The 26,348-nt window shown below is 58.3% G+C and carries 9 protein-coding genes; 2 read left to right on the top strand and 7 right to left on the bottom strand.

Annotation, left to right across the window (positions count from 1 at the left end; translation table 11 throughout):
- Positions 1-400 precede the first annotated feature (400 nt).
- A complete protein-coding gene (locus IPM61_09820; GenBank protein ID MBK8911611.1) occupies positions 401-928 on the bottom strand; it encodes a hypothetical protein in 528 nt (175 codons plus the stop codon).
- Positions 929-1,163: 235 nt separating this feature from the next.
- On the opposite strand from IPM61_09820, the gene IPM61_09815 reads away from it, so the two are divergent.
- Both IPM61_09815 and IPM61_09810 read left to right on the top strand, forming a co-directional pair.
- Complete coding sequence (locus IPM61_09815; GenBank protein MBK8911610.1) at positions 1,164-4,466, top strand: AAA family ATPase; 3,303 nt, start codon at positions 1,164-1,166, stop codon at positions 4,464-4,466.
- A gap of 474 nt (positions 4,467-4,940) precedes the next feature.
- Positions 4,941-6,467, top strand: coding sequence for a hypothetical protein (locus IPM61_09810; GenBank protein ID MBK8911609.1), 1,527 nt, complete (start codon positions 4,941-4,943; stop codon positions 6,465-6,467).
- Here IPM61_09810 and IPM61_09805 read toward each other — a convergent pair.
- The 6 genes from IPM61_09805 to IPM61_09780 all read right to left on the bottom strand — a co-directional run bounded on the left by IPM61_09805 (position 6,433) and on the right by IPM61_09780 (position 26,205).
- Complete coding sequence (locus IPM61_09805) at positions 6,433-7,593, bottom strand: serine hydrolase (GenBank protein ID MBK8911608.1); 1,161 nt, start codon at positions 7,591-7,593, stop codon at positions 6,433-6,435. The genes IPM61_09810 and IPM61_09805 overlap by 35 nt on opposite strands.
- A 41-nt stretch (positions 7,594-7,634) precedes the next feature.
- Positions 7,635-8,453: a DUF547 domain-containing protein gene (locus IPM61_09800; protein ID MBK8911607.1), complete on the bottom strand. Its 819-nt coding sequence runs from the start codon at positions 8,451-8,453 to the stop codon at positions 7,635-7,637.
- Positions 8,454-9,445: 992 nt separating this feature from the next.
- Entirely contained in the window at positions 9,446-10,930 is a 1,485-nt protein-coding gene (locus IPM61_09795; protein MBK8911606.1) for a DASS family sodium-coupled anion symporter, read from the bottom strand.
- A 265-nt stretch (positions 10,931-11,195) separates the two neighbouring features.
- Positions 11,196-12,431 (bottom strand): glutathionylspermidine synthase family protein, encoded by a 1,236-nt coding sequence (locus tag IPM61_09790; protein MBK8911605.1) that lies wholly within the window; start codon positions 12,429-12,431, stop codon positions 11,196-11,198.
- Positions 12,432-12,751: 320 nt separating this feature from the next.
- Complete coding sequence (locus IPM61_09785) at positions 12,752-15,064, bottom strand: hypothetical protein (GenBank protein MBK8911604.1); 2,313 nt, start codon at positions 15,062-15,064, stop codon at positions 12,752-12,754.
- Positions 15,065-15,300: 236 nt separating this feature from the next.
- A complete protein-coding gene (locus tag IPM61_09780; GenBank protein MBK8911603.1) occupies positions 15,301-26,205 on the bottom strand; it encodes a hypothetical protein in 10,905 nt (3,634 codons plus the stop codon).
- Positions 26,206-26,348: the final 143 nt, after the last annotated feature.

Genomic DNA, 26,348 nt, shown 5'->3' with positions numbered 1-26,348 from the left:
GCTTCTCTCTGTGCCGTTTCTCTCTCTGTCTGTCTCTCTGTCTGTCTCTCTCTGCTGTTTCTGGCAGCGGCATCTCTCTCCGTGTGCCGCTGCGTGCTCTCTCTCTTTCTTTCACCGGTGCCGAAGCTCCGGGGTCCTTCCGTTTGGTGTGGCTGCGGCCCGTTGGTGTGGGGGCCGTTTGTTCGTGTTGGTGGTTGTGGTTGCCCGTTGTCATCAGGCATGGAATCAAGATAGCGGAAGCGGTTATCGGTTCGCGGGGAAACGATTATCGGTTTGCGGAAAACTGCTTGTCGGAAAGATTTTTTTTGGGGGTGAAGCCCACTTGGCGGCTGGAAAACAACAGCGGACAGCAACGCTGCTGTCCGCTGGTTCGGGAATCACCCCTCTTTATCTAATCAGGTTACGGAACAATCACCACCGTGACTTTGAAGGTGTTGTTCCCCTCGTCCGTTTCGGCGCAGGAGTTCGCGTCGTCCAGCATCAGGGTGATGACGTGGGTCCCCTCGGAAAGCTGGACTTTCGAGTGGGTAACGGCTTTCGTCTGCCCGGCGTTCAGCGATTGGCCGGTTACGCCGCTTATCCCAACACCGTTGTCGGCAAGCCGATTGTTGAACAAGCCGGTTCCCGCATTGCCGTTGTTGGTCATGGTATAGACCATATTCATCGAGTACTTTTTTGTGCTGGCCACAAAATTCAGGTCGCTGGTTTTCAGCGTGATCGTCCCGCCGTAGTTCACCCCGAACGTTTGGGTTGCGCCAACAATCCGGAAATCCCCGGTTGCGGTGATGTCACGCGTTGGCTTCGGGCGCTGCGTGCCGTTCGATAGCGGGATTTGCACTGGCTGGGCAATCGCTGCGGCAGCGATCATTGCCGTCAGCACTGCCGGAATCATGCAAAAGCGAAGGATTGCGTTGATTGTCGTTTTCATCGGTCTGTTCCTTTGTTGTGTTGGTGTGTTGTTTTCGGCCCGGACCAACTTCGGTTCCGAACCATGCTAACCAAGATAGCCGCCGCACTTATCGGTTCATGGAAAACCGATTGCAGCAAACGCCAAAAGCGATTTCCGAGAAATTGATTTGTAGATTGTTGAAGAAAATAGAGATGGACAGCAGAGCCAATTCCCAACATCCGTTTCCCAACGACTGACATCCGATTCCCGACGTATGGACCGCGCACTTATCAACTTCCTGAACCACGGCCTGCTCCCTTTCACCGGAAGGAAAGCTGAACTTGAACAAGTGCTCCGATTCTGGCGCCAGACCTTCGATGCCCACGGGCTGCGAACAATGATGCTTGTGGGGGAAGCCGGCGTGGGGAAAAGCCGTTTGGCCGAAGAAGCCGCCTCGCAGATTTCCCTTGCCGGCGGCGTGGTGATGCAGGCCCGGTTCTATCCCGACGCAGCAACCCCGCTCCCGGCGTTGCTGGCGCGTGCGGTTTCCCGCAACCAAGCGGCCCAGCAACTGCTGAAATCCGATCCCGAAGAAACGTTATCGGGAGTGGTCTCGGCAATCATTCGCATCTGCGGGCTTCGGCCAACGCTGCTGGTGCTGGAGGATGCCCACGTCCTTCATGGCGATGGCGTAAGCGAACTTGCCCCGCTGCTGGAACGCCTTGCCGATGAACCCCTCTCCATCCTTCTCACCGCACGCCCCGTCACCCTTGCCGCGCGTGGCTTGATTGAGCGATTTCTTGTTGACGAACTTCACCTTACCGGAATCAGCGAATCCGACATCGCAGCGATGTGCACGGAAATTTTCGGCAGCAACTCGCTGGACCAATCGGCAATCCGAACCCTTGCCGAAAAAACATTGGGGAACGCAATGGCGGTCCGGTCCGCCTTGCGTGGTGCGGTCCGCCCGGCCCAATCGGCGGGGGGGCGCGCCGCTGCCAGCGTTGCCATTGATACCCGCGCCTTTGCCGACCAACTGGAACGGAACGTCCGGCTCCTGTCCGAGGGGATGGTTGCCCACTTAACGGAATCAGAAAAAGCCACCGCAGCAACAGTGGCTGTGTTGGGCGAGGTGTTCGCCCGCGAAACCGCCGCGAAGCTGCTGCCAACGTTTGATGCAGCAATCAACCCGCTGATCTTCAAAGGGATTCTTTCTACCCCAAACGCCTCCCCCTCTTCCCTTGCCGAACACCGCGCCGTCGGGACCCCGCTGGCATTCACCCACAACTTGATCCACCGGCACTTTGTGGAGAACCACCCCCACGACCCCACGATGATCGTGCGGCTGCTTGCCGAGAAAAGTACCCTGTACTCCATCCTCCCGTTGGAAATTTTGGGGAAGCATCTTGATTCCGTCACCGCCGATGCCGCCACCTGTTTGGAGGCAATCCAGTCCATCCTCACCATTGCCTTTGTTGTGGATGGCACCCCGATGTGGCGTTCCTCGCTGGTGATGTGGGAGATTGCCTCGCGGCTGGCAGCGCAGATCCGCCTGGGGCTGCAGGAGCTTGCCCAGCGCGAGCTTGAGGCAACGCTGATCCGCTACCGGCTGCAACTGCTGCGGCGCGAACAAGCCCCGGAGTTCACCACGCTGGTGGAGCGGATGTTGGAATTAACCGCCGAACCGATTGATGAAACGTGGGGTGAGTATCGCCTTGCCGTGCTGATCTTTCAGCGAAGAATGCTGCGCCGGAAACACCCCGAACGGCTGGCCGAGCAATGGAAAGAAGTTGAGCAAGTGGTGGAACGCTTCCCCGCGCTTCGATACCACATGCGCTACGCCGGAAACCTGATTGATCTGGGCCGTGCCGCAAGCACCCTGCGGGACCCCCAACTGATGCGGATGGTGGAACGGAAACTGCACGAACTCCAGAACGATCCCGCCACCCCAGAGGGCTTTGCCCACAGCGCGTTCGTTGGCGTCTCCCCCAATTTGTTCTGGCTGTACCAAACCGAGGCGGAGCTGCAACGGCGGCTGGATTCCATCCCCGAACTTGAAGAAAAAACACTCCCAAACCGGAAGACCGATCTGCGAATTCAGAAGATTGGCCTCTATCACGAAATCGGGCGCGTGGATGAGATACTTGCCGACGCGGACCGCTACCTTCCCCTGTTCCGCGAGCTTGGATTGCGGCCGGAGGTGATGAGCTGCCAGCTTGTGACGCTGAACGCCAACGCAATGCTTGGTGGCGACCTTGCCACCCTTGCCACGCAAGCCGAAGAAGTCTGCGCCAATTCTCCCCAGCCACTGAAAGCCCCGGGGCGCCAGCTTGCGGGATCCATCCTGATACGGACCGCGCTGCTCCGCGCCGAACACCAAGCGGCCCAGCAGCTGCGCGAACAGTTCGGGGTCAGCAACGACAGCCTTACCGTAACCCTTACCTACCTGCTGGATAACGATCCCATCAACGAAATTGAAGGAACCGCCACCAACCTGCGCGAGCCAATCGAGCTGCTTGCGCGATTGCAGCAGCAGGTGGCCGCCACCCCTGCCAACCTAGAAGCAATTCAGGAGCTTGCCGAAGCAATCGTGCGCCACCCGATACTGGCCATTGATGACTTGGTGGCAACCCATGTTCTGTTCCGGTTGATTGGCACCATGCCGCAGGAGTTCAAAGCCCTTCCCGACCGGCTGCGCCGCGCTCTTCACGACGGGCTGAAGCGTGCGGTGGACCACCTTGAGCGGCTGCGGCTTCCCGCCATGATTGCCCCGATGCTGAAGGAGTTCGGCCACGCGTTTAGCAAAGGGGAGCTTACCGCCCACCGGGCGCGGCTTGCCGCGCTGCAACGCGAGCGCGAGGCCGAGCAACTGGCCAGCAACGAGGCAGCCGAAACGCGGGTGAAAGTGATGATGTTTGGGACCATCACGGTGCAACGCCCGGGCGAAGAACCGGAGCGTATCCGTGGCGCGCAGCTTGCCACACTGCTGGGGCTGATGGCCGCAAACCAGATGCTTGCCCGCCCCCTTTCCCACCGTGAGTTTGTGGCGCTGGCAATCGGCAACGAGCGCGACCCCGACAAGGTGCGGAAGTCGCTGAACTTTGCGGTGTTCCGGCTGCGCGAGGTTGTTGGAAGCGAAGCCGTTGACACCACCGGAGAGATTCCCGAGCTGAACCGCGACGCGGTATGGATTGACATCGTGGAGGCCAACCAGCACCTGAAAGAAGCGACCCGAGCCTTGAAAGAAGGGGCGTTGCTGCGGGCGGTTCCGGCCATTGCCGCCGCGCTCCGCATTGGCAGCGGCCAGGTCCCTTTCCCCACACTCTATGATGAGTTCTTCGAGTCGGCACGGGAAGATTACGAGAACACCGTGCGGGAGACCTTAATCCGCGTGGCAACCTTGCTGGCAAAGGAAGGGGACCTGCCGAACGCCGAAGAATTATTGGAGCAAGCCTTTGGCGCGATGCCCGACGACGAAGAGATCGCCGAACTCTACCGCGACGTGCTTCTACGCCAGGGAAAACGAACCGAGGCCACGCGAGTAGAGATGAAATTAGCCGAGCAAGAAGAAGCGTAACCACGCGCCCTTCAACAACCTTTGGGAACGTTGCTCAGCACCTCCATTTCGGGGCGGCTGCGGCCATTTTTTTACTGCTAACAAAACACCAGTTGCCTGTGTTAGCAGAGTAGATGCGGGGGAACCAGCGAGCGGGGAGATGAACTTCAGCCAACAACAACCCATGCCAAGCAACTCTCTCCCGACCCCGATTTTTCCCTTGCTTGTTGGCAGCGCTCACCTTACGTTGCCCGCAACAACACTCGCTACTTCCCGCTTCGGTAGTGAGATTCCTTTCATCTATACAACTCAACATGGAGGACGATGACCATGAACCTGACTGCACAACCCACTCGCCAACGCCGTAGCCGCGCTCCGGCACCAGCAGCACGCATCCTACCGACCCCGGCCCTGCTATTGCTCTGCTTGCTGGCAGCTGCGCAAACAACGCATTCCCAAGACCGCGTGGACCCACTCCACCCAGCCGTTGCACGAATGCAAGAATGGGGCTTTATGACGGGGCTGCTACCAACGTGCATTGACCCAAGCCGAGGCGAAGAGTTCGGGCACAGGATCGTTCCTGCTCCCGACATCAATCACGACGGCATCCAGGATTTCTTCCTTGAACGCTATCGCTGCGAACGCCCCTTCGTCAACTATGCGCGGCCACAAGAACTGTTGCTGTACTATGGCAAGAAACGCCAACTCCCCAAACCCGAAGATGGGCAGCGCATTGGACCGAAAGAGCTTGACACCGAAACCCATATCACTGGCATCGGTGATTTTGATGCTGACGGATACCTTGATCTGGCATGCCGATTCCGTTTGCTGTATGATACGGCTGAAGGGAATGTTATCAGTGACTATCTGATTGGTTATGTCGCCATCTATTGGGGTAATGCTACAGGGCTGTACAGCAATGACGACACCTCACACTTAGATTGTGCATATCCACGGTGGATCATACCAAACAACACTGGATTCGGGGAGGATGTTAATCACGATGGTGTAGCGGATGTTTCGATCTATCTTGGAGCAGGCTTTGAAGCCGGGAAAGTGAAGCGATTACCGCACATTCTCACCTACTTTGGCCAAGCAGGGGAACGTTGGGGAAGGAAGGGGAAAGGCCGACAAGCTGATTGGAGTTGGTTCGCTCCACCAGATAACAACGACCACCTCTGGCGGTTCGACCATGATTGTGATGGCTACAAGGATTGGGTCTTTGTCAGCAACCACTTGCAGACCATCGCTATTGCCTATGGCTCCAACGATGCCCACGTCGTTGATACCAACAACATCCAAGCCATCTCCCTCCGACCCGTCGCCGATGGCTGGACCCTCTCGGCCACCTTCAGCGACCTGACCGGAGATGCCATCCCAGAACTCCAAGTCCTCGCTGGTAGCGAATCCAATCATCATGTCCTCATCTATGCCGGCAAGCCAGGGCAACGCCTCATTGAACAGTTCGGCCCCGGCAAAGACTCCCTTGACAAAGCCAACGGACGATTCCCCCTCAGACCCTGGGCACGCATTGCCATGCCTCACACCCTGAATTCCGCATGGAATAATGTCGCCAACCCTGCACACCTCCTCGGCGATCTTAATAAAGATGGTGCTGATGAGGTTGCGGTCTTCTGTAGCCCGTTCCTATCCATCTACACCTCGGGTCGCTCGCTCGATTCCCTCATTGATCTGGTCTATCAATACAACACCGGATTCGACAACATCACCCGGCTTGGTGATATTGATGGCTCAGGGACACCAACGTACGCTGTCACTCACAGCGGGAGAGTCCACTTCCTGAAAGCACCACCAAAGGATGACATCCCCACCTACGGAGGGAGGCTTCGCTTGCTCCCGCATCCCGTTGGCTTCCGATGCCAGCACGCCTCTTCGGTGCCTGTGGAGCGGCAGCAAGAACCAGCGAGCGGGGAGATGAATTTGAGTCGTTGGGAATCACCGAAGGATGGTTTTTTCTTTGCCCCAATCAACCCGCGCCAGGCTTCCGCAGGGCGGCCATGACGGGTGGGCTTGCCGAACCGTTTGCTTGCTTGCCGATAATGGCTGGCAGGATATGATGCCACAGAATTGACACGGGGTGTTTCTCCTCCAATTCATCATCAGATAGTGCTGCGGTGAGCACCACCACCAGGTCGTATTTCGGCACCACCGCAATCATTTGCCCACCCCAACCAAGTGCCGAGTGCACCGTGATGGTATCGCAAATGCCAACGGATAATTTTTGCTTTGTGAGCCACCATTGGTATCCATAGCCGGTTAGCAACAGGCTTTGATCGAAAAAAACAGATGGAGTGGTGGCACGCCGAACCCACTCGCGGGGAATAATTTCTTGATTATTCCATTGGCCATCGCGAGCGATTAACAGCCCGAACCTTGCCATTTCCCTTGATGTAAGAAATAAGCCATTGGCCATATTTGTTAGGGAGGGAACTTCTTGGCAAAAAGCACTGTCAATGCCAATGGGGTTGAAAATATGCTGATTGATGTATTGGCCGAATTTCTTTCCGCAGGAAGTGGTAAAAATGGAGGATAGGAGTATTGAGCAGCCACTATTGTACGTGAACCACATCCCTGGGGTGTCAACCATTGTTTTGCTTAAAACATATGATGGCATATCGGGGCTCATAAGCACGTTATAGAAATCATCCGTGATTTCCCCTTCGCGCAGATTATTTTCCACCCAATCTATGCCGGCGGTCATTGTCAATAAATCGTGGATGGTAATCCTGCTTTTTAGAGGCTCGGATTGAATAAGTGCAGAATATTGCGGTAATACTTTCTCAATTGGAGTATCCACTGGCGGAACGTCTCCGTTTTGTTCGGCAATCCCCCACGCCATTCCTAAAATGCTTTTTGTGACGGAGTACAGGGGAAGCAGCATTGAGGTGTCCGCATCGTGGAAATACCGCTCCGTAATCAGGTAGCCATCCTTTACGATCAGCAGGCTTTTGATATAGCCATATTCTTCGTTGCTTATTGCATTCACCAAGTTGTCCAGCATTGCACTGTCCATGCCACGCGCCGTTGGCGATGCCGATTCCCATTCTTTATCGGGCCAATATTGTTCGTTGGATGTTTGGCAGGATACAAAGGAGAGGGTGGATAATAGAACAAGCAATACCACCATTGGAGTATTGCTTGCACACGATGAGCATTTTCTGATAGGCATTATTCTTTTTTATTTTCCTGCGAAACCAGTCCCCAGTTATAGCTCAATTTCTGGATATTGGCATCGGGTATTTCTGCTATTTTTTTTGCTTCGGCGGCGTTTGGCCAGTATTTGGCAACGTACTTCGCCACCGATCCTTCCGCCTTCTTAAAATCATCAGGGTAGAAACTGATGAAAATTTCTGAGAGATAGAGCGTGTCGCCGCTGAAACGGTTTTCGGCGGGGTTGCTAAGATATGCCGCACGCCCTTCGGCGTACAAGCGGTCCATGTTTTCGGCGGTCCACGCTTCCCGCATCACTTTCGGGCAGCTGATGGAGGCGCAATTTATGGCAAAATGGATACGCTCATCCCCTAATTTCCGAACATAATCATCCTCGATTTGCTGCAACGTCATCGTCTTTCCTTCAATCTTGGCGACCTCTAATTCCCACGGGCTGGTTAGCGGGCTAACCGCGCCCACCAAGCCGGCGGCAAGGTCGGTAATGCTGGCAAGTTTTTTCCCATCCTTCTCCAGATTATCGCAGATCAGTTGGAAGGTGAGCGCGTTGTAGGCGTTAATCCAAAACGCTAATTGCTCCGGCTTCCCAAGCTGCGATGGCTTTGCCCCGTTCAGCATCCCCACAAATCGCCAGAACGCGCTGTCGGACCGCACCCCTTCGTAGTTGACGTAGCCGTCGTTGTCCACGTGCTGCTTCAGGACCGAATCCCAGGGTTGGTAGCTGAATGGCTCCTGGCTTGGTGGACGGATATATGATTCGCCGCCGCAGCCAACAAGTAGCAGGGCCGAGAGTAACGCGGTGCTGTTGAGAAATTGCATGATGAACGCCGCCTCCATTTCCAATGGTTTGTGGTTATTGCCCAACCCATACGCACCCAATTGCCGAATGGATTGTGGGCCGCATTTCAACGCGCCAAATCGAGGGAAGAGTTGGGCGAAACAACCAAACGCAATGGCAGCCGCCACCGCAGCAAGCCCCGACCTCCGTCGGGGTAGCCGAAGGTCTTTAGCCTTCGGCGTCATCTTCGGCCTTCGGCCTCTGGGCAGGCTAAAGACCTGCCTCTACCCAACCTCACCCCCCAACCCCCTCTCCGTGACTTCGTCCCCGAGCAACGCCAGAGCAGCTGACGGAGAGAGGGAGCAAGAGAAGGTAGCCGAAGGTCTTTAGCCTTCGGCACCATCTTCCCTCCCCTGCCCAGCGGGGGAGGGTTGGGTGGGGGTGAGATGGGAAGCGATTGTGCCTACCAATCCGCCACCGCAGCAGCCCCCTCCCCGCCTCCACCAATTCTGGGGGAGGGGGCCGACAGAGAATGACTTGGGATTCAGTGAGAAAACGATCAACAGCACCAACCCATTTCCCCCCAGCATTGGGGGGACGCGTAGCTCGTCAGGGCGAAGCAGGGGGGCGCGACGGCAAGGCCATGCCGCCTTGTCCCTACCCAACCTCACCCCCCAACCCCCTCTCCGTGACTTCGTCCCCGAGCAACGCCAGAGCAGCTGACGGAGAGGGGGAGCCAGAGAAAGAAGGCGAAGCCTTCGCCGCGAAAGCCCTCCCCTGCCCAGCGGGGGAGGGTTGGGTGGGGGTGATATGGGAAGCGATTGTGCCTACCAATCCGCCACCGCAGCAGCCCCCTCCCCGCCTCCCCCAATTCTGGGGGAGGCGCCGGCATACCCAATGACGGTAGGCGCAGGTCTTTAGCCTGCGCATTCACCATAAACCATTTCCCCCCAGCATTGGGGGGACGCGTAGCCCGTCAGGGCGAAGCAGGGGGGCGCGACGGCATCAGCGTAAAGCCGCCGTTTCCCCCCCGCTACCACAACCCCAGCAATTTCCACCACAGCACTCCGATTGTGCCCCAAATAATCAGCGCGGGGGCCGTGGCCGCAAACCCCAGCTGCCACCACTTCCGCTGGGTGACGTAGCCGGCCCCGAAGTAGATGGGGGCGGGGGTTGTGCCGTAATGGGTCAGCCCCGCGCTTAGGTTGCTTGCCGCCGCCAGCAGCAACACCGCAATCCACGGCGGCGCGCCGGCCGCCATCACCACAACGATGAACGGGATATACATGGCGGTGGCGTGGGCGGTGATGCTGGCAAATGCATAATGGGCGTAGAAGTAAATGGCCACCAACAGCAGCAACGCGGCCCACGGTTCCCAACCTCCCGTAAGGGTGGCGGTGGCTTCGGCAAATTTGCGGGTGATTCCGCTTTCGCTTAGGGCCTCGGCCATTCGCACCAGCCCTCCGTACCAGATGAAGACATCCCACGCTTCCCGCTCGGCCATCAGTTCCTCCCACTCCAACACCCGCGCCAGCAGCAGCACGGCAATGCCAAGCAGAGCCACGGCGGAATAATGGATGCTGTGGAATTCTTTGGTCATCCAAAGGGTTCCAATCAGCAGGAACACCGCAAGCATGATCCATTCCGAGCGGCCCATCTTCCCCATTTTTTTCAGCTCGCCATCGGCAAAGGTTGCTGCGTCGGGCGTTTCCTTCACTTGGGGCGGGTTGATGCGATACAGCAGGAACGGAACCACCAGCAACGCAACAATCCCCGGAACAATGGCGGCAAGAAGCCATTGGGCATATCCAAGCTCAAGCCCGGTTTCCCCTTTGGCGAATTTGGCAATCAGCGCGTTGCTTGCTTGGCCGGTCAGGAACATGGCGCAGATGATGACATCGCACTGATACAGCAGCGGCATCAGGAACGCACCAAGCCGGCCAGCGGTGGGGCCCGGGTGGGAGTCGTAGGCGTGGCAGACGCTGCGGGCGATTGGGAAGATGATACCGCCGGAGCGCGCCGTGTTGGAAGGGATCACCGAAGCAAGAAGCATATCGGTGGCGATCAACGAGTAGCCAAGCCCAATCGAGCGGCGGCCAAGCGCGCGGATGAACAGCAACGCGATCCGCCGCCCCAACCCCGTTTTCACCATCCCCGAGGAGATGAAGAAGGCGGCAAGCACCAGCCAGACAATCGGGTCCGCGTAGCCTTTCAGCGCGCTGGCAACGCGTGCGGCTTCATCCTTCCCTGGCATCACCCCGGCAATGATTGTTGCCACCACCCCAATCAGCACGATTGCACCGCTTGAGATTGGGCGGACGATTGAACCAACAATCGTGGCCGCAAAAATTGCCAGCAGATTCCACGATTGCTGACTGATCCCTTCCGGCGCGGGAATCAGCGCAATGCCAACGCCGCACGCCACAACAATCCCCCAACGGAGAAGGCGGTGGCCCGGCTGAAGAGCGTTCGATGAAGAAGGATCGGCAAAGGTAGAGTCGTCGTCCAGAGCGTGCATGAGAGAGGGAGTTGGGAAAGAATCTGACGGTTCGGAAGCGGAGGCAATATAGGGGAGTTTTTTGGGGGGATGGTGATAAGGTAGCGGCAGGTCTTTAGCCTGCCGTGTGACCTGAAATCAAGGTAGCGGCAGGTCTTTAGCCTGCCGTGTGACTAAAATCAAGGTAGCGGCAGGTCTTTAGCCTGCCGTGTGTGCATGAGGCGCCGAAGGCTAAAGACCTTCGGCTACCCCGACGAAGGTCGGGGCGGCTACCCTTGTTATTTCTTCAGCGAACAAACGTTGGTGGGACCAGTGCGGTGTAGTCGGTGGCTTGTTTGCTTAGGCGGGTGAAGATTCCGGCAGGCTGGCCGGCAATCAGATAAACACCGTAGTTCGGCACCGCGCCATCAATCAGTTCCGGTTGGAAGTAGCGTTGCGCAATCCAGCGAGCCGGAACCGATTGGCGCAACGATTGTTCCCACACGGCATCGCTAACATGGGGGCCAAGCACCACCTCATCCCCTTCGCAGCCGTAATCCGATTTCAGCACCCAATCGTTCCGGCGGGGCATTCCCAGCGGCATATCATCCAGCCGCCGCGTCTCCGGCAGATACTCCACAATCGCCCGCTGCGTGGCGGGGGTGAACCGCTCGATATGATCGTAGAAAAACGCCATTGCCAGCTTGTTCTGCGTCAGCACCGATCCGAACGGATTCACCACGGCAATGCTCCCCTCGGCATCGGCTTCCAGCAGCGGAATCAGTTGCGATGCCAGCGGGTCGGGGTCGGTGAACTCTGGCTCGTCTAACCAAATCGGGAGCCGCTCGCCCCACCAATCGGTCTTGTAATGGCGGATCATGGTGTGGATTGGAACATCGAACATGGTAATGCTTCCGTCGGCCAACCGGTGCAGGTTGTAGGGGGACCCCAGCACCACGCGATGCCCACGCCGCTGGAACCATTCCTGATAGAGCGCGATCATCGAAAGGTCTTCGGGAAGGTCCGTGGGGTACAGGATTCCGATGGTTGGCTTCCCCCCGCCAGCAACAGCAACCGACGCACCGGAAGCCAGCACCATCTCCACAAACCGTTCTTCGAACTCCGCGTTCGGGTTCTGGAGTTCGTGGTGGGATGGATGGAGCAGCTGGTTGATCAGCACGGTTTCGGCTTCGCCGCTTGGGGTGTCGCTGTTCATTTCGCAGAAGGTGACCCTGCCATCCTGCAGCACGAAGCAATCCACCCGCGCAATGCCGTGCCAGCGTCCGCCGGAAGCCAGCCACATCCCGCGCTGGAATGGCGTAAGGTGGAAATAGCTGTCAAGGAACTGCGGCTCGTTCCAGATAATCTGCGCCAGCTCATCGTGCATTCTTCCCACCGCCTGAGCCATTTGGCATATCCGCCCAAACAGATCGGAATCCAGCACCACCGGCTCCAGCCGGAACCGCTCCGCGCCATACAGCCACGGGTCGCTGATGATGTTGGTGGCCACCAGTTGTTGGGCGAATTCGGAGTAGCTAAGCATGATGGTCGGGAATCGGTTGCTGGACGAATGGCGGGCGTTGCAGCCACGCCCCTGCGCTTCCAATTTACTTTCCCCCGCCATTTTCCCGAGCCTATTCTGCAAGGCTCACTCCGCCGGTTCCTACCCAACCTCACCCCCCAACCCCCTCTCCGTGACTTCTTTCCCGAGCAACGCATCGGCAACCGACGGAGAGGGGGAGCAAGAGAAAGGTAGCCGCCCCGACCTCCGTCGGGGAGGGTAGCCGAAGGTCTTTAGCCTTCGGCGTCTATCTCACTGGGCAGGCTAAAGACCTGCCGCTACCCCGATAAAGATCGGACCCGCTACCGCAGGCGTGGCGTGCCCATATTGGTTTCGGCACTTTGGCTTAGGGTGGATTCGGCTCCATCATCATCGAACAGCACGCGGATTGCGTACTGGTGGCGGCCACCCATTTCGGTTTCGGTGTCAACAAACGTGCGCTGGTCGCCCGGGACCGCTTTGTACTGCTTCAACGGTTGACCCCCAACCGAGCGGTAGATGATGAACCGCATCTTCACCCCCGCCGCCGGTTTTGGATACTCCCACGTTACCGTTGCGGTGTGGGCGGTGGTGTCCCCTTTCACGCTCACTTTCGTTACCGGCGGGCGAACTCCATCATCGTAGGGCCGGGCGGTGAAGGAGACCGCTTCGGGCGAACGGAATCCGGTGCTGTCCTGGGCCACCACGGTGTATTCATACACCACTCGCTTCTTCACGTCACGGTCGGCGTAGGTGCTGTCGGCGCGGGCCATTGTTTTGCCGATCTGCTTCCAAGTGGTGTCGCGGCTGTCGGCAAGGCGGCGATACAGGAAATGGGATTTCACGTCGCGGCTGCTGCTGGGGGTCCACGATAGATAGACAGCGGTGTCGGTGACAAGGACATCGGTGAACATCGGCGCGACCGGGGGAAGAAGGTCGGGGCGTTCCAGCCGGAGTTGTTCGGAGAACTCGGAGTTGTTGTAGTTCCGGTCCACCGCCACCACTTTGTAGAACACCTCCGTCGTCAGCGTCCGCACCACAATCGTATCCACAAACGCCGTTGCCGCAATTGGCTCCTTTGTGATCTGGATAAACTCATACCCCTTGATGGTGGAGTTGGTCCGGTACACCCGGTATCCCAGCAGGTCCTTCTCCTTCCCTTTTGCCCAACTCAGTTTCACAACGCCGTTGGTGTCAATCGTTCCTTTCACTCCAATCGGTTTTGCGGGGGGGATCGAGTCAACCCGGTAGCCGTAGGTCGCCACCGATGATGAGAAATTCCCGGCGGTGTCCCAGGCCTGCACCATGTAGAAATTGGTGGTGTCGCCGCGTGGTGATTTGTCAACGAAGGCATTCACATTGGCGGGGAGCATTCCGTTATGGATTGGCTTGTACTGGCCATCGTAGGAATCGCTGCGAACCACCATGAAGCCCTTGAAGTCGCTTGGAATTTCCCCGGCCCGCCACGTCACCGTAATCTCCCCCGGTCCCGATTCCTGCGCCCCCAACACCACCGGCGGGGTCGGGACTTCATGGTCGCGGATCATAATGGACACATCTTTGGAAGGCCCGCTCCGTTCGCCAAATGGAGTTAGCCCGCGAACCCGGTAGCGGTACAGCTTGTACATCGGGATGCTGTCGCCAAATGCCACCTTCCCGCGCATCTCCTCGGGGATGCTGTCCTGCGCCCCTTCGTTCTGGAACCCCACAATCGGCTCGGTGCTGACCTCCCGAAACTCGTTGCTTCCTGGCTCGGCCCGCTCAACAATAAACGCGGAGTAAGGAGGGGCATCGGGGGTTGTGGCATCCCACGTAATCAGCACCCGGCCCTGTTTGTCGTGGGCGGTAGCGTTGGTTGGCGCGGGCTGCGGCGGCTCATCAATTGCCGCTGCCATCATGTAGCCGGAGGAGACGGTGTAGGTGCTGTCGAAAAACGCCTTCGTCACGCGGTACAGGTATCGCTGCCCGGGCTTCACGTTCCGGTCCACAATCCGCAGGGCCAGCCCTTCGGCGGCGATTGGGTCAACATCGGCGGCCAAGTGCGCAAAGCTCCACCGGTTGGTAAGCTCGTCGGCGCGGTTCCGAAGCGCGGAGACGGTCCCCTGCTGCGAAGGCTGGAACGATTCGCCGTAGAGCGCGTGCGCAGCCACCGCCCGCATGGTGATGGTGGCCGCCTCCCGCTTCTCCCACTCGGCCAACGGCCACGGGAAGATCGGTTCTGGGGTGAGCGGGGTGAAGCCTTTCAGGGAATCAATTCTTAGGCTGTCGTCAAGCTCGGCACGCTCAACGTAGAAACCATCCTTGTTGGCAATCACCCACCCGCCAGGCTTGGTAATCCCCCAGCGAAGGACGATGGAGTCCTTGTAGCTGCGTGTGGTCAGCACGATTGCCGCAGCGCGTGGGTTGGCGCTGTCTTCTTTCATTTTTCGGATTGACTGCACAATCGAGTCCACCCCCGGGGGCACCTCCATCGCTTTTTCATTGATGATCGGTTCGGACGGTTTTGTTGGCGGTTTGCTGGGCGGTTTCGGCGGGGTTCCCCGCTGCGCTTGTGCCGAAGCCGCCGCCAACAACGCCAGCAGTAGCGTGGCAATCAACAGCCGTGTGTGCCGTGGAAATCTCAGGATAGTGTGCATGTGCGTGCCTGCAGCCAGCAGAAAAGTTGTTCGGAATAGGAAAGGGTTTCCCCCACACCAATCAATCTACTGGCGCGATGCCAAGATTGGGGGGAAAGAATGCCAAAGTTGGATTTCCCCAAAAAAAATCTCCCCCAAAAAACACGTGGAGGGGGCGGGAGAATGCTCCGCGGGCGCAGCTCCGCATCCAGCAATGGAATCGGAACTGCGCCCGGGAATATGGCGGCTGCTGTCGGCTAGAGTCCGCCTGCGCGGCTGTAGGTGTAGGTTGTGTTGTTGTACTGCCACATCATCGAGCGCGGGTTGCGCGTCACCGACTCGAAGGTCTCGCCGCGTGACTCGAAGAAGTTCATTTGATACCACCCCTGCGGCAGCGAATAGAAGCGGCTAAGGGCCGAGCGGTCGTACTCAAGCTGACCAAGATGGAGGTACCAGTAAGGCTTCAAGAAGTCATCCCAGTACTCCGTTTTTATCAGCAACTGCTCGCTGCGCCCGCTTGCGGTGCGGAACCATTGATACTCACCCCACACCGCCATGGAGTAGGCTTGGCTTGCGGCGTTCACCATCCGCATGCCCAAGTTCCAGGCGTGTTCTTCGTAGCGGTATTGGACCCACAGCGTCCCTGGCGTGCCGTTCGGGAATCGCTCGGGGCCGCACTCCCAACACCCCCCCTGGCCGTAGGACCAGCGCGAACGTGGGTTCGGGTTCAGCGTGCCGCTTGCCAGCTCCCAATCGGCAATTGGCTCCACCGCGCAGGAGCGGTCAATGTAGGCAAGCCACGCCGGGACCTGGTAGGCCGCGTCCTGAAGGTTCTCGCCGATGTAGCGTGTCATCGGAAGGTTCTGCACGCGGTTCCATTCCACCCTTCTGCCGTTGGTGTAGTAGTAGCCCAAGTGGTAGAAGTACCCGGTGTAGGCCGGCGGCTTTGGAACGTCGTACTGCAGGATGCGGGATTGAATGTTCCGCATGAAGACGTTGTAGTTCCAATCGCCCGGGACGTTCGCTTCCACCGCAACCTCGTTGATGTCGTATCCATCGAACGGCTCGAAGCTGTCGTAATGGAACACCAGGCGGCGGTCGCTTTGGCGGTCCACCCGCTTTGCCCGCACCCCCATCATCTTCCCCTGCAGCGTGGTGTAGGCACTTGTGGCAAAGTCGTTGTACCACAGCATCTTCTCCTGCGCCCCGGTTAGCGGGTTCACACGGATGCCGCCAAGTTTCCGGTTTTCGCGTTCCAACGTTGCCCGTACCATTCGGGTTTGCGCGTCGGTTTCGGCTCCGCCACTCTCCTCCACCACTGCGGTGAACGTTGTGGTGTCAATCTTCTCCAGAAGTTGGCTGGCTTGGCCCGCTTTCCCGGCAAGGTAGCTGGTCTCGCGGAAGACGTCCATCCGGTACAGGGTGCTGGTGCTAAGCCGCGCAACGGAGAAGCTAAGGCCAGCTTTTTGGCGATAGAATGCCGGGTAGTACCGCACATCCTCCACAATGGTATCCCCCCCGGTTCCACCGCGCGGAATAAACCGCACCTTCAGTTTCTGCTGGACCACTCCGTCGCTTTTTTCGGTCAGCAAATATCCCTGGTCCCGCCGCAGCTGGATGAACCCGTTCGTCCCCAAGTTGTACGGCCCGGGATGATCGGTCCGGAAGTACCGCTGGCGCGCCCCAGGCGTGGCATACTCCACGTTGTCCCACGGGATATAATCGGGCTGCGGACCGGTTGTGAAGTAGGTCTCCTCGGTTTGGTCCGCAATCGGGTCCAGCTTGCTTGGGTCGTTCGGGTTCGGGTAGGTTGCCGGTGCCCACGTCCCGCCCAGGGTGCTGCGGTTCGGCGCGTACTCCTCGGCATAGGCAGCAATCGAGAGTTTATACTGCTGGTATCCGTTCAGCATATTCTGCGGACTGATCTGCGAAGCCCGGCTTCCTTGCGACCACGTGATGGAGGTCGGCTCGGTGATGGTTCCGCCGCCTGGCGGGGCGTAGGTCATCACCGGATCCCGATCCAGAATCCGATAGGTGTGGACGATTTTCTCATCGTTCAAATCCTTCAGCTCGAAGGGCGTTCCCAACGGGAAATTGTGGCTTACCTCGGGCGTTACCAGCACGGGGATATTGGTTGCCCCGGCTTTTGGCGAGATGTCCTCGATCATCGGAACCGATTCGGTGAACGGGTCGCCTTTGCGCGGGCGGCATTGGTCGCCAACGGAGAACTCGTAGTGGCAGGTTCCCTTAATCAGCCCAAACAGGATTTCGTACTTCGCCGCCAGGTAGCCTTCAAACCATGTTGGATTTGGCAGGCCCATCCGCAGCAGTGCCGCGCCGCTGAAGGCAATGATTGGGAACTTCCGCTCGGCCCCAAACAGCTTGATCTTGATGCCGATGCTGGCATCTATCCAAGCGTAGGCCTGGCCCTGGGCATACCACCCATCGTTGAAGCCGATTTGGCCACCACCCTCGGAGTTCCCGCACGACATTCCTTTGAACTGCTTCACTTCAACATCGAACCCAACGCCCAGGTCCAGGCTTCCGTAGAAGATCAGGAACTCGCCGCCGATGGGGCCAACCTGGAAGATTGTTCCGAACATGAACCCGCTTGCCGAACGCCCAATCATCGGCTTCGATTTGATCTTCTCCTTCTGCTCTGCCGTCAGTTTATTCAGCACCTCGTCGGGCGGGTCCGGAAGCGGCGGCAAGCTGTCGCCGGCCATGATGTACGATTTGAACTTCATCTTGATGACCGCCAAATTCACATCCAGCGTCATCCGGTTTTTCGGCTCGCCCAACTTCACTTGCCACCACTTCGGCTCAACATGAATCACCGCTGGGATGTGGGCTTTCACCACCTTGAAATCAAGGTCAATCTCGAAGGCTGCATGGAAGATTTTGTTGACGTTGTCGTACAGGATCGAGACGCTGGCTTTCAGCGCGGGGTCCTTCCGTTCGATCACGTCGCAGGCCATGTACAGGCTTCCGTCGAAACGGATCCGCTCCAACCCACCGCTGCTGGTGAAGCTGATCGAGAGTTGGACATCGGCATTCACCGGCTTTGGATCGGGAACGGTCCCGATGGTGACGGAGGCTTTGAACCCGAAGAGCGTCCCTTCGTTCGGCACGTATTCTTCGCCGCTAAGGGTTGCGCCAACTTTGCTGGGAAGCCCGTTTTTGGAGGCATCGCTGTTTTCCGGGGCCTTCATCAGCAAGGTTGGGTCCAGCTGGTTTTTCGGGGCCATGTGGTACCACGCGCCGCCGCCAAATCCGTAGATGCCAATCGCCGGGCCAAGGACGATTCCCGGGTTGAATCGCGCCATTGCGTCAACGTACCAGTAGCGGAAGTCTTCGCCCGGGTTGATTGCGCTTGGCTTGGTGCCAAACTGCACGGTTACGCCAACGTAGATGTTCTTCAGAATCCAGCATTCCACAATGCCGCGGAACCCGTCGCCGAAGGTGGCATCTTTCTTATAGAACTCAATCAACCCTTTGATCTTCACCGCCCCCATATCGGCTTCCACGGCGATCTTCGTCAGGTCAATTCCGTCGAACTCTAACTTCTGGCCCCACTCCTTTGCGTCAAGGTTCAGTTTGGCTTTCACCATCAGCCCCAGCTTGCCGCCGATGCTGGTTTTATCCCCGGCAAGGGCAAGGGTAAGGTCGAACTTCAGCCCGATGCTTGCGTCGTCGGTGGCGAACTCAATGTTCTCGATCGAAAGCGGGAAGCCCCCCATTTTCTTTGGTGGAGAGGTGAAGCTGAACGCCTTGTAGCTGAAACGCTTCTCCCCTTTTGGCGGGTTGGACTGCACCACAAGATTCTCGAACCGCAAGCCCTCCATCTTCAGTTTGTACTCTTCGTAGTCAATGCTGAAGTGGCCTGTCAAGTCGGCTTTTGCGTTGAACTTCCCTTGCCCAGCAACGTTGCCAATGGTGATGTTGCTTCCAGGTTTCAGGTGCAACGCGGCTTTCCAGAAGGTGGCCTTCAGCGGCTTGTTCTCTTCAATCTTCAACTGGAACTGCCATTGCAGCTGGCTTTTGCCGGTGGCGGCGTTTTTGCCTTGCTGAATCAGCGCGGAGTAGTACATGGATTCATCGGCAATCGGCGTTTTGAAGCTGCCGTTCAGATACCCCTTCTTGAAGCTGCTGCTGACGATCTCCACGCCGATCTTATCCAGGGTGAACCCCCATCCGGCCAGCTTGCCGTAGTTCACCACGTTCTCCACCATGAAGTTTGCGCTTAAGCCGGTTTTGTCCACCAGCAGATGCTCCACCGCAAAGCTGATTCCCTTCCCTTCCTGGTCGGTGGCGGACCATTCGGTTGGCAGCGAGATTGCGGCGCGCTTGATGTAGAAGCCGCGCCACAAGTTGCTTCTGTCCTTCGTGTAGCCGTCGGGGAATTTGATTCCTTCGGGGTTCACCACGTCGCTGTGGTCGTAGGCCATTTCCTGGACCTCAAGGCCAAAGCCGTCGTTGCTGGCGATAAAGCATTTATCCAGATTGACCTTTGCCATCCAGTTGTTCCAGTCGCGGATTTGTGCAACGAAGTTCGCCTGGACCTTCTTGGTTTCGTCGGTGTTGGCGGTTCCGTCGGCGTTGCGCGGAACAAGCCACTCACGCGGGAAGATCGCCGAAGCGTCAATCCGAAGCCCGTCGAACTTGCCGCACTTCAGTTTCACGTAGGTCCCCTTGTTGTCGTCGTCCAGCTCGCTCTCCTTTGGTGCGTTCAGTTTCAGCGCCATTCCGCCGCCAAGCTGAAGGGTGAAGTCGCCCGCCACGTAGAGTTTCATGGTGCCGTTGGAGGCCCCGAACGAGCTTGGAGTAAAGACCAAGTCGCGCGCGCCGAAGTCAATGAAATTGGTGCTTTGGCCGTTGGTCAGGTCCGGCGTTTCCAATCGGAAGGCGCAGGCCATGGTCCCTTTTTTGGGGGTGAAGCTCATCCCAATAATTCCCAGCGTGTAGTTCTTCCCTTCCACGTTTGCATCGAAGCCAATCGGCAGGCCAATCGGGTCGCTGCTGACCAGCATGGAGACCAATCGTTTCCCGCTTTGGATCGCTTGGTCAATGGCTTCGGCCTTCCCCTGGTCAAGGTCCATTTTCCGGCCCACGGCGTTCACCAGCGAGGTGATGGTGCTGTTCTGCACGTCCATCACGGCTTTCACCACGCCGTCGTACATGGCGTTGTCGCTGTTGACTTTTATGCCGCTGAACTCCACCTTGATTGGACCTTTCAGGGACTTCATCTGGATGGTTCCTTTTCCGCTTAGCCCTGCCCCGTCGCCGCTGGCTTCGGTGACGTTCATGCGGAACAGCCCAACCTTGATGCTGGTCCCAACAAAGCTGGGTGCTTTCGATGGCGTCTTGTCGCTGATGTCTGGGGCTTCGGTTCCGGTTCCGCCGTCGTCGCAGTTGTTTTTGGATGGGGCTTGATACTCGAACGCCGCCAGCTTCCCAACAATCGCATCCTCGGTGCACGTTGCCGAGCGGTCCTGCAGGATTTCCTTCCCATCAATCTTCAGGGTGAACCGCCAGACGTAGGTTGCCCCGAAGTCCTTCAGTTGGAAGGTTTTTTTCGCATCCTTTGTGTTCACGAACGCCAGTTCCAAGCCGGTGGTGTTGGCCGTGTTGGCAACGATGCGAACGTTGGTGGAGTCGTTCCCGGCAAACGATTCGTCGAAGATCGGCGCATCCTTCACCACGGAATCTATCTTCTGGAATTGCTTCAATTTCCAGACCTGCAATCGCCCGCCGGTGATCCCTTCCTTGCGGATTCCTTCCTGCACAATCACGTTGAACACCGGCTTGTCGTTCAGGTCGTGGACCCCGCCCGGTTCCGGCGTTCCGGCTTTTACGATTAGGCAGGTTTCGTCGTCGGCCGATTTTTTGTAGCCGAAGGTCGCCAACGCGGTGGCGGCCTGGCTGCCGCAGGTGTCCTCCGGTTTTGTGAACTGATCGGTGGTCAGTTTCCAGGCGTACTCCATCCCTTCTTCCGGCTTGAACCGGCTGCTGTCCTGGGTCATCCGAAGCTCCCAATCGGTGGCTTTGCCGTTGGCAAGGTTCAGCGGAGCGATAACGTAATCGCCGCTGGTGGTCACCTCAACGCCGTTCATGGTCCGTGTTTCGCCGGCGCGCGATGGCTCAACAAAAAGTTTGTTGTAGATGGCGGTTCCGGTTGCAGCATCGGCGGCACTTTGGCCCGCGCTTTTTTTCCAGATGAAAAGTTCCACCTGGCCCCAATCTTTGGGGTCCACCGCCGGTGAAATCCGCACGGTGAACTTCGGTTGCTTCTCAACATTCTCCCCTTCCTTTGGGGTCAGCGGCACGATGTAGCGGCATCCGCCGTAGATGAACGTTGTGGGGTCGCTTTCCAGAACGCTGTTTGGTCCGCCGCAGGAGCTGCCGTCGGCCAGCGCGTGCTCGCCGTTGTAGGTGATGCGGTAGAACCAGGCGTAGCGTTCCCCTTGCTTCAGTTTTTTGGCTGCCGGAAGCGCGGCGTTGTACTTGCCAACCATTCCCGCCAACAGGCTGAAGGTCTCGGGCGCTTTGCTCCGGTCAATCGGGATGTCGTAGGTGATGACCGTCCGCCCCTCCGGCTTCTGGAAGTCTATCTCCTCCACTTTCTCCCCCTCCTTCATCGCCGCAAAAACAATCTCCCGCTTGCTGACCGCCGCAGTTTTTACCGAGGCGTTCAGGGGTGCGCGGAACTCTTCGGCATCGGTCATCACCGCGCCGTCGGCGGGGTAGGCGTTCTTCATCGTCAGGCAATCGTTTCCGCCGCCGATGAACGCCATTGCTGGCGATGTCGCGTCCCGTTTGCAGGCAACCGAGTCGGGGGTGAAGATCGTCGTCTCGACCTTCCAAACGTACTCCTGCTCGGCCTCGGTGCGGAACTTGAACTTGTCGTCCCCCATCACAATGCGCCACTCGGTGGGCATCTTCTGGGTTTTATCCATCGGCTCGAAGTAGAACGCCAGCTTGGTGGCGCTCATTCCATCGCCCAGATTTTTCTGCACGCCAACGCCGTTGCCATCGCCGGCAAGGTGGTCGTAGATTGGGGTCCCTTTTGCGGCATCCTCAACGCTTTGTCCCGATTTCTTCTTCCAGATTTTCAGGGCCACGCTGGTGAAGTCGTTGGGGTCCACGACGGGCGCGGTGCGGAAGGTGAAGTTCGGCACGCCGCTAACGGTGTCGCCACTTTTTGGCGTTGTTCCGGTCACGGCAAAGCAGCCGCCATAGATGAAGGTTGTTGGGCGCGTCACCAGCTCCGCGTTTGCCCCCCCGCACGATCCGCCATCGGCAAAAATTCCGTTGCCGTCGAACTGCACGCGGATCCGCCAGGCATACCGCGCACCAATCTTCAGCGATTTCCCCTGCTTGGCAAGCTCCTTGTTCAATCGCTCAATCGGCATTGCGTAGCGGTCGCTGATGCTTCCGGCATGGAGCAGGTCGTTGATGCTGGCATCGTAGCGGAGAAGGTCGAATTCGGATTTCATCAGCAGCGTCAGCGAGTCCTCCTGGCCAACCAGCTGGCACAGTTCGTAGATGTGGCCGGCAATGTTGTTGGCTTTGACTTTTTGGGAGAACATGGCGGTAAGCTCATCGCCATCGGCGGCGGTGATTCCGCCAACGGGGGAAATGTTCCGCATGGCCAAGCAGCCGCCGTAGATGAAGCTGGTGGGGGTGCTTTCCACCACGGCATCCTTCGCGCACGACTCTCCCCCTTCGATTGCTTTATCGCCATCGAAATAGAGTTTTAGTTTCCAGGCGTAGCGTTCGCCGGTAATCAGCGGGGTTCCCTTCGGCATCTTCTGGACCACGGTTTTCAGGTAGATAGCCATCAGGTCGTTGAAGGCGTTCGGGTCCCGCTGCGTGGCGAACGGGAAATCGGATTCGTAGGTGAACCGTCCGTCGCCAAAATCCACCTTGCTGGCCTCCTCCCCGGGCTTCAGCTGGCACAGCACCAGCACGCGGCGTTTGACCGAGCCGAACCGAATTTTTTTGGAGAGCTTCACAAGGAACTCGCCGGTGCTGTCGGTGGCAATTTCACCTTCGGCGGGGCTGGTGTTGGTTGCGGCAACGCAGCCGGAGTACAGGAAGCTGGTGGGGACGCTCTGCAGCGTTATCATGCCGCCGCCGCAATCGCTGCCATCAACAAGGAACTGGTCCGCATTGGCCTTCAGGCGGATTCGCCAGCCGTAGCGTTGGCCCGGCTTCAGTGCGTTCCCTTGCTCTGCCAATTGCTGGAACAGGGTGCGGATTCTGATTGCCATCAAACTGGTGGAGGCATCGGGGGAATAGACATCGGCGGTGGCAAGCATCAGGCTGTGATGCTGGCGGCCATCGTTCGGGTCCACCATGTTGGCTTGCTCGTCGGCCTTCAAAGCAAACACTTCCCACTCACGCGAGACGGTGTTGGCAATGCGGAAGGCTTTGCTGACCCGCACTTGCAGTTCGCCATCGCGGTCGTTGATGGTTGCGCCGTCGGCAGGCAGGATATTCTTGATGGTGACGCATCCGCCATAGACGAAGCTGGTGGGGGTGCTTTCCACGGTGGCTTCCTGCTGGCCGCAGTCGCTGCCGTCGGCGAAGATTCCGGCACCGTTGTAGCTAAGCCGTATCCGCCAGCCGTAGCGTTGGCCCACCTTCAACGCCTTCCCCTGTTGCTCCAGCGCGGTGATGATCGCGGGGATTTTGTAGCCGATCAGGCTGGTGGTTGCTTCGGGGGCATACACGTCATCGGTCTGCTTCTGCAAGGTGAAGTATTCGCGGCCATCCTTCAGGACCACGCTGCGTGGGTCCTCGCCGGGGCGCAGTTCGTAAATCTCCCACGTCCGTTGGGTGGTGTTGGCAAGGCGGATTGGCTTGCTGATTTTTGCCAGCAGCTCGCTGGTGTCGGTGGCCATGTCGCCGTTGGCGGGCCAGATGTTCGTTAGGGCAATGCACCCCATGTCCTTGCGGAAGCTGAACAGTGGCGAAGCCGTTGCGGTGCGGTTGCATGGCTGGCCATCCATCCGCACCGATTGGCTGTGCTTCAGCCGTAGCTGCCACACGTAGTCCTGCTTGTCGTTGGCCACAAACTCCACCGGAACCCCTGCATCGTTCACCCGGAAATGGATCACGTCGCCAACGATGTTCAGATACGGAACCCCGTTGCCGTCGGTGTCGCGCATGGCCCCGCCGGCGGTTTTGGCCGAACGGGAAAAGTTGAGGTCCCGCACAAGGTTTGCGGGGGTGGTGTCGGCAGCGGTTTTTCCGCGCCAGATGCGAAGCTCACCCTCGGTAATCTCGGCAGGTTTCACGCTGTTGGACACCCGGACTTTGAACGTTGGGCGGCCTTCCTCAATCGCCGATTGATCTTTTGGGAACTCCGCTGCAAGGTTGAAACAGTTGGCGTTCGGGTCCACCACAAACCGCTGCACGGGGCTGCTGTTGTAAAACTTTCCGGTGGTGTCGTTGCCGTCGTTCGGGTCCACCATCCATTTCACTTGCCAGTAGTATTCCCCTGTTTTGGTCAGCTTTGGCCGGACGGTTTCCTGGCGGTAAATCTCCTTTTGCAGCAATGCTGCCGAGGTGGTTGGCGAAAGGGCATCCACCAGCGGCCCGCCAATCCGCCCGGTGTCGCGGAAGACCGGGTTTTTCATGTCGGGGGTGCGAGCGATTTCCAGCACCCACTTCTCGTTGACGGCCATCTGGTAGAACTTCGCCCCGCCCCCTTTTGGCTCGGCTGTTAGGTCGAACGGAAGGGTCAGCGCGCTTTTATCAATGGGGTTGCTGGTCAAGAACCGAAGCGTCACAGTGTCGGGAAGCACGGTCGCGCCGTTGCTGGGTTCGTTCAGCACTGGCGCGCCCATCCCCACCTGGAACCGCCCGGTAATTTTCCGCTTGGTGTCGCCGGAATCCTTCCCGGTGTTTTTGTTGATCGTGATTTCCGCGCTCCAGGTGTAGCTTTTTTCTGGGGAAAGGAATTGATCTTTTCGGTCGGCTGGTTTCTCATTCTGGTCCGGCCCCACCACCACGTACGATGCCCGGTTTTTCTCGAACATATCCGGCTTGCGGCTTGGGTTGTTGAACGGCCCGTGCTCCCATTCAATCGTCCGGTTTTGGCTTTGCACCTGAACCCCGTTGTTATCCTTCAGCACGAAGGTGGAGGTGAATTTCTTCAGGTCGCTGCAGTACGGGGCGAACTGCGCCACCGCCGGGACAAAGCGGTACGGGATGCGGATGTCATCCTTTGGATAAGCCGCCGTGATGTACGTTGGCTTCTTGCAATCGGGGTCCTCCACCTTCGGCTGGGTGCTGTCGCCGTAGGTGAAGGTGCACACCTCACTTTTGCCATCGTTGCGGAAGTTGGTGGCGGCGGTGGGGTCAATGGCTTGCACCCGCCAGGCGTACTTTTTCCCTTTCTTCAGTTGCGGGTCCGCAGCGCCGTATTGGTAGATCGGCGCGGTAAGCCCTTCTTTCTTGAAGAGCGTGGGGGAGGTGGCTGCCAGCAACGCTTCCTCGGGGTTGCGGTCGTCGGGGATCACCTCGGCCAGGGTCAGGGTGTAGGTGATTCCGCCAGCGGCCCCGGCCGGCGGGGTCCATTGCAGCAGCAGCAGTTGCGGGTCCACCGTCTGCGTGATGCTCATGTTGCAAGGGGGGGCGGTCAGCTTTGGGGCCTCCACCGTGCGGATGGTGAAGCTGGCGCAACCGGCTGCGGGGGAAAGCTCGGATTTGGTGGAGTGGTCCAGTGCCTTCAGGCAGATGGTGTAGGTCCCTTCGTTCAGCTGGCCGGAGCGTGCCACCGCCCCTTTGTCGGAACCGCTGATGGAGACGGCGTTGGCGTTGAAGATCTTCAACTCACTCCCGTTCACGGTCCGGACCCCGCCCGCCGGGACGGTAATGGCCGTAACCGGGTAATCGTCGTTTGTGGTGACCTTTATCCCCCCGATGTTATCCTGCAACGTCCCCGAAAGCCGGACGCTGTAGCTTGTGGCCGGGTCCGTGTTGGTTAGCGTGATGATGATCCGCTCCGGGTGGCGATCCCACTCAGCAAGGGTGGCCGCGTACGGTGGGACCACCGTCACATTCAGAATAATGGGCTTGCTTTGCGCCAACGCCGCTGCCGAAAGCAGAAGGAAGCTCACGAAGCTCTGCAAGAAGTACCGGAAAGTCTGCATGGTGTGCATTCGATGTCTGGAATCGCCGTAATGACTCAGTAATGGTGGGCTTCACCCCGTGGGGGGGGAACTACCCGATACCAAAGTATTCCGGCCAAGCCAAGATTTCCGGCAAATGATGCCAAGATTGGAGAAGGAGGAAA

The sequence above is a fragment of the Chlorobiota bacterium genome, assembly GCA_016710285.1.
GTDB lineage: Bacteria > Bacteroidota > Ignavibacteria > OLB7 > OLB7 > OLB7.
The sequence above is the reverse complement of the archived record's forward strand: the minus strand, read 5'-3'. Positions and strand labels throughout refer to the sequence as shown.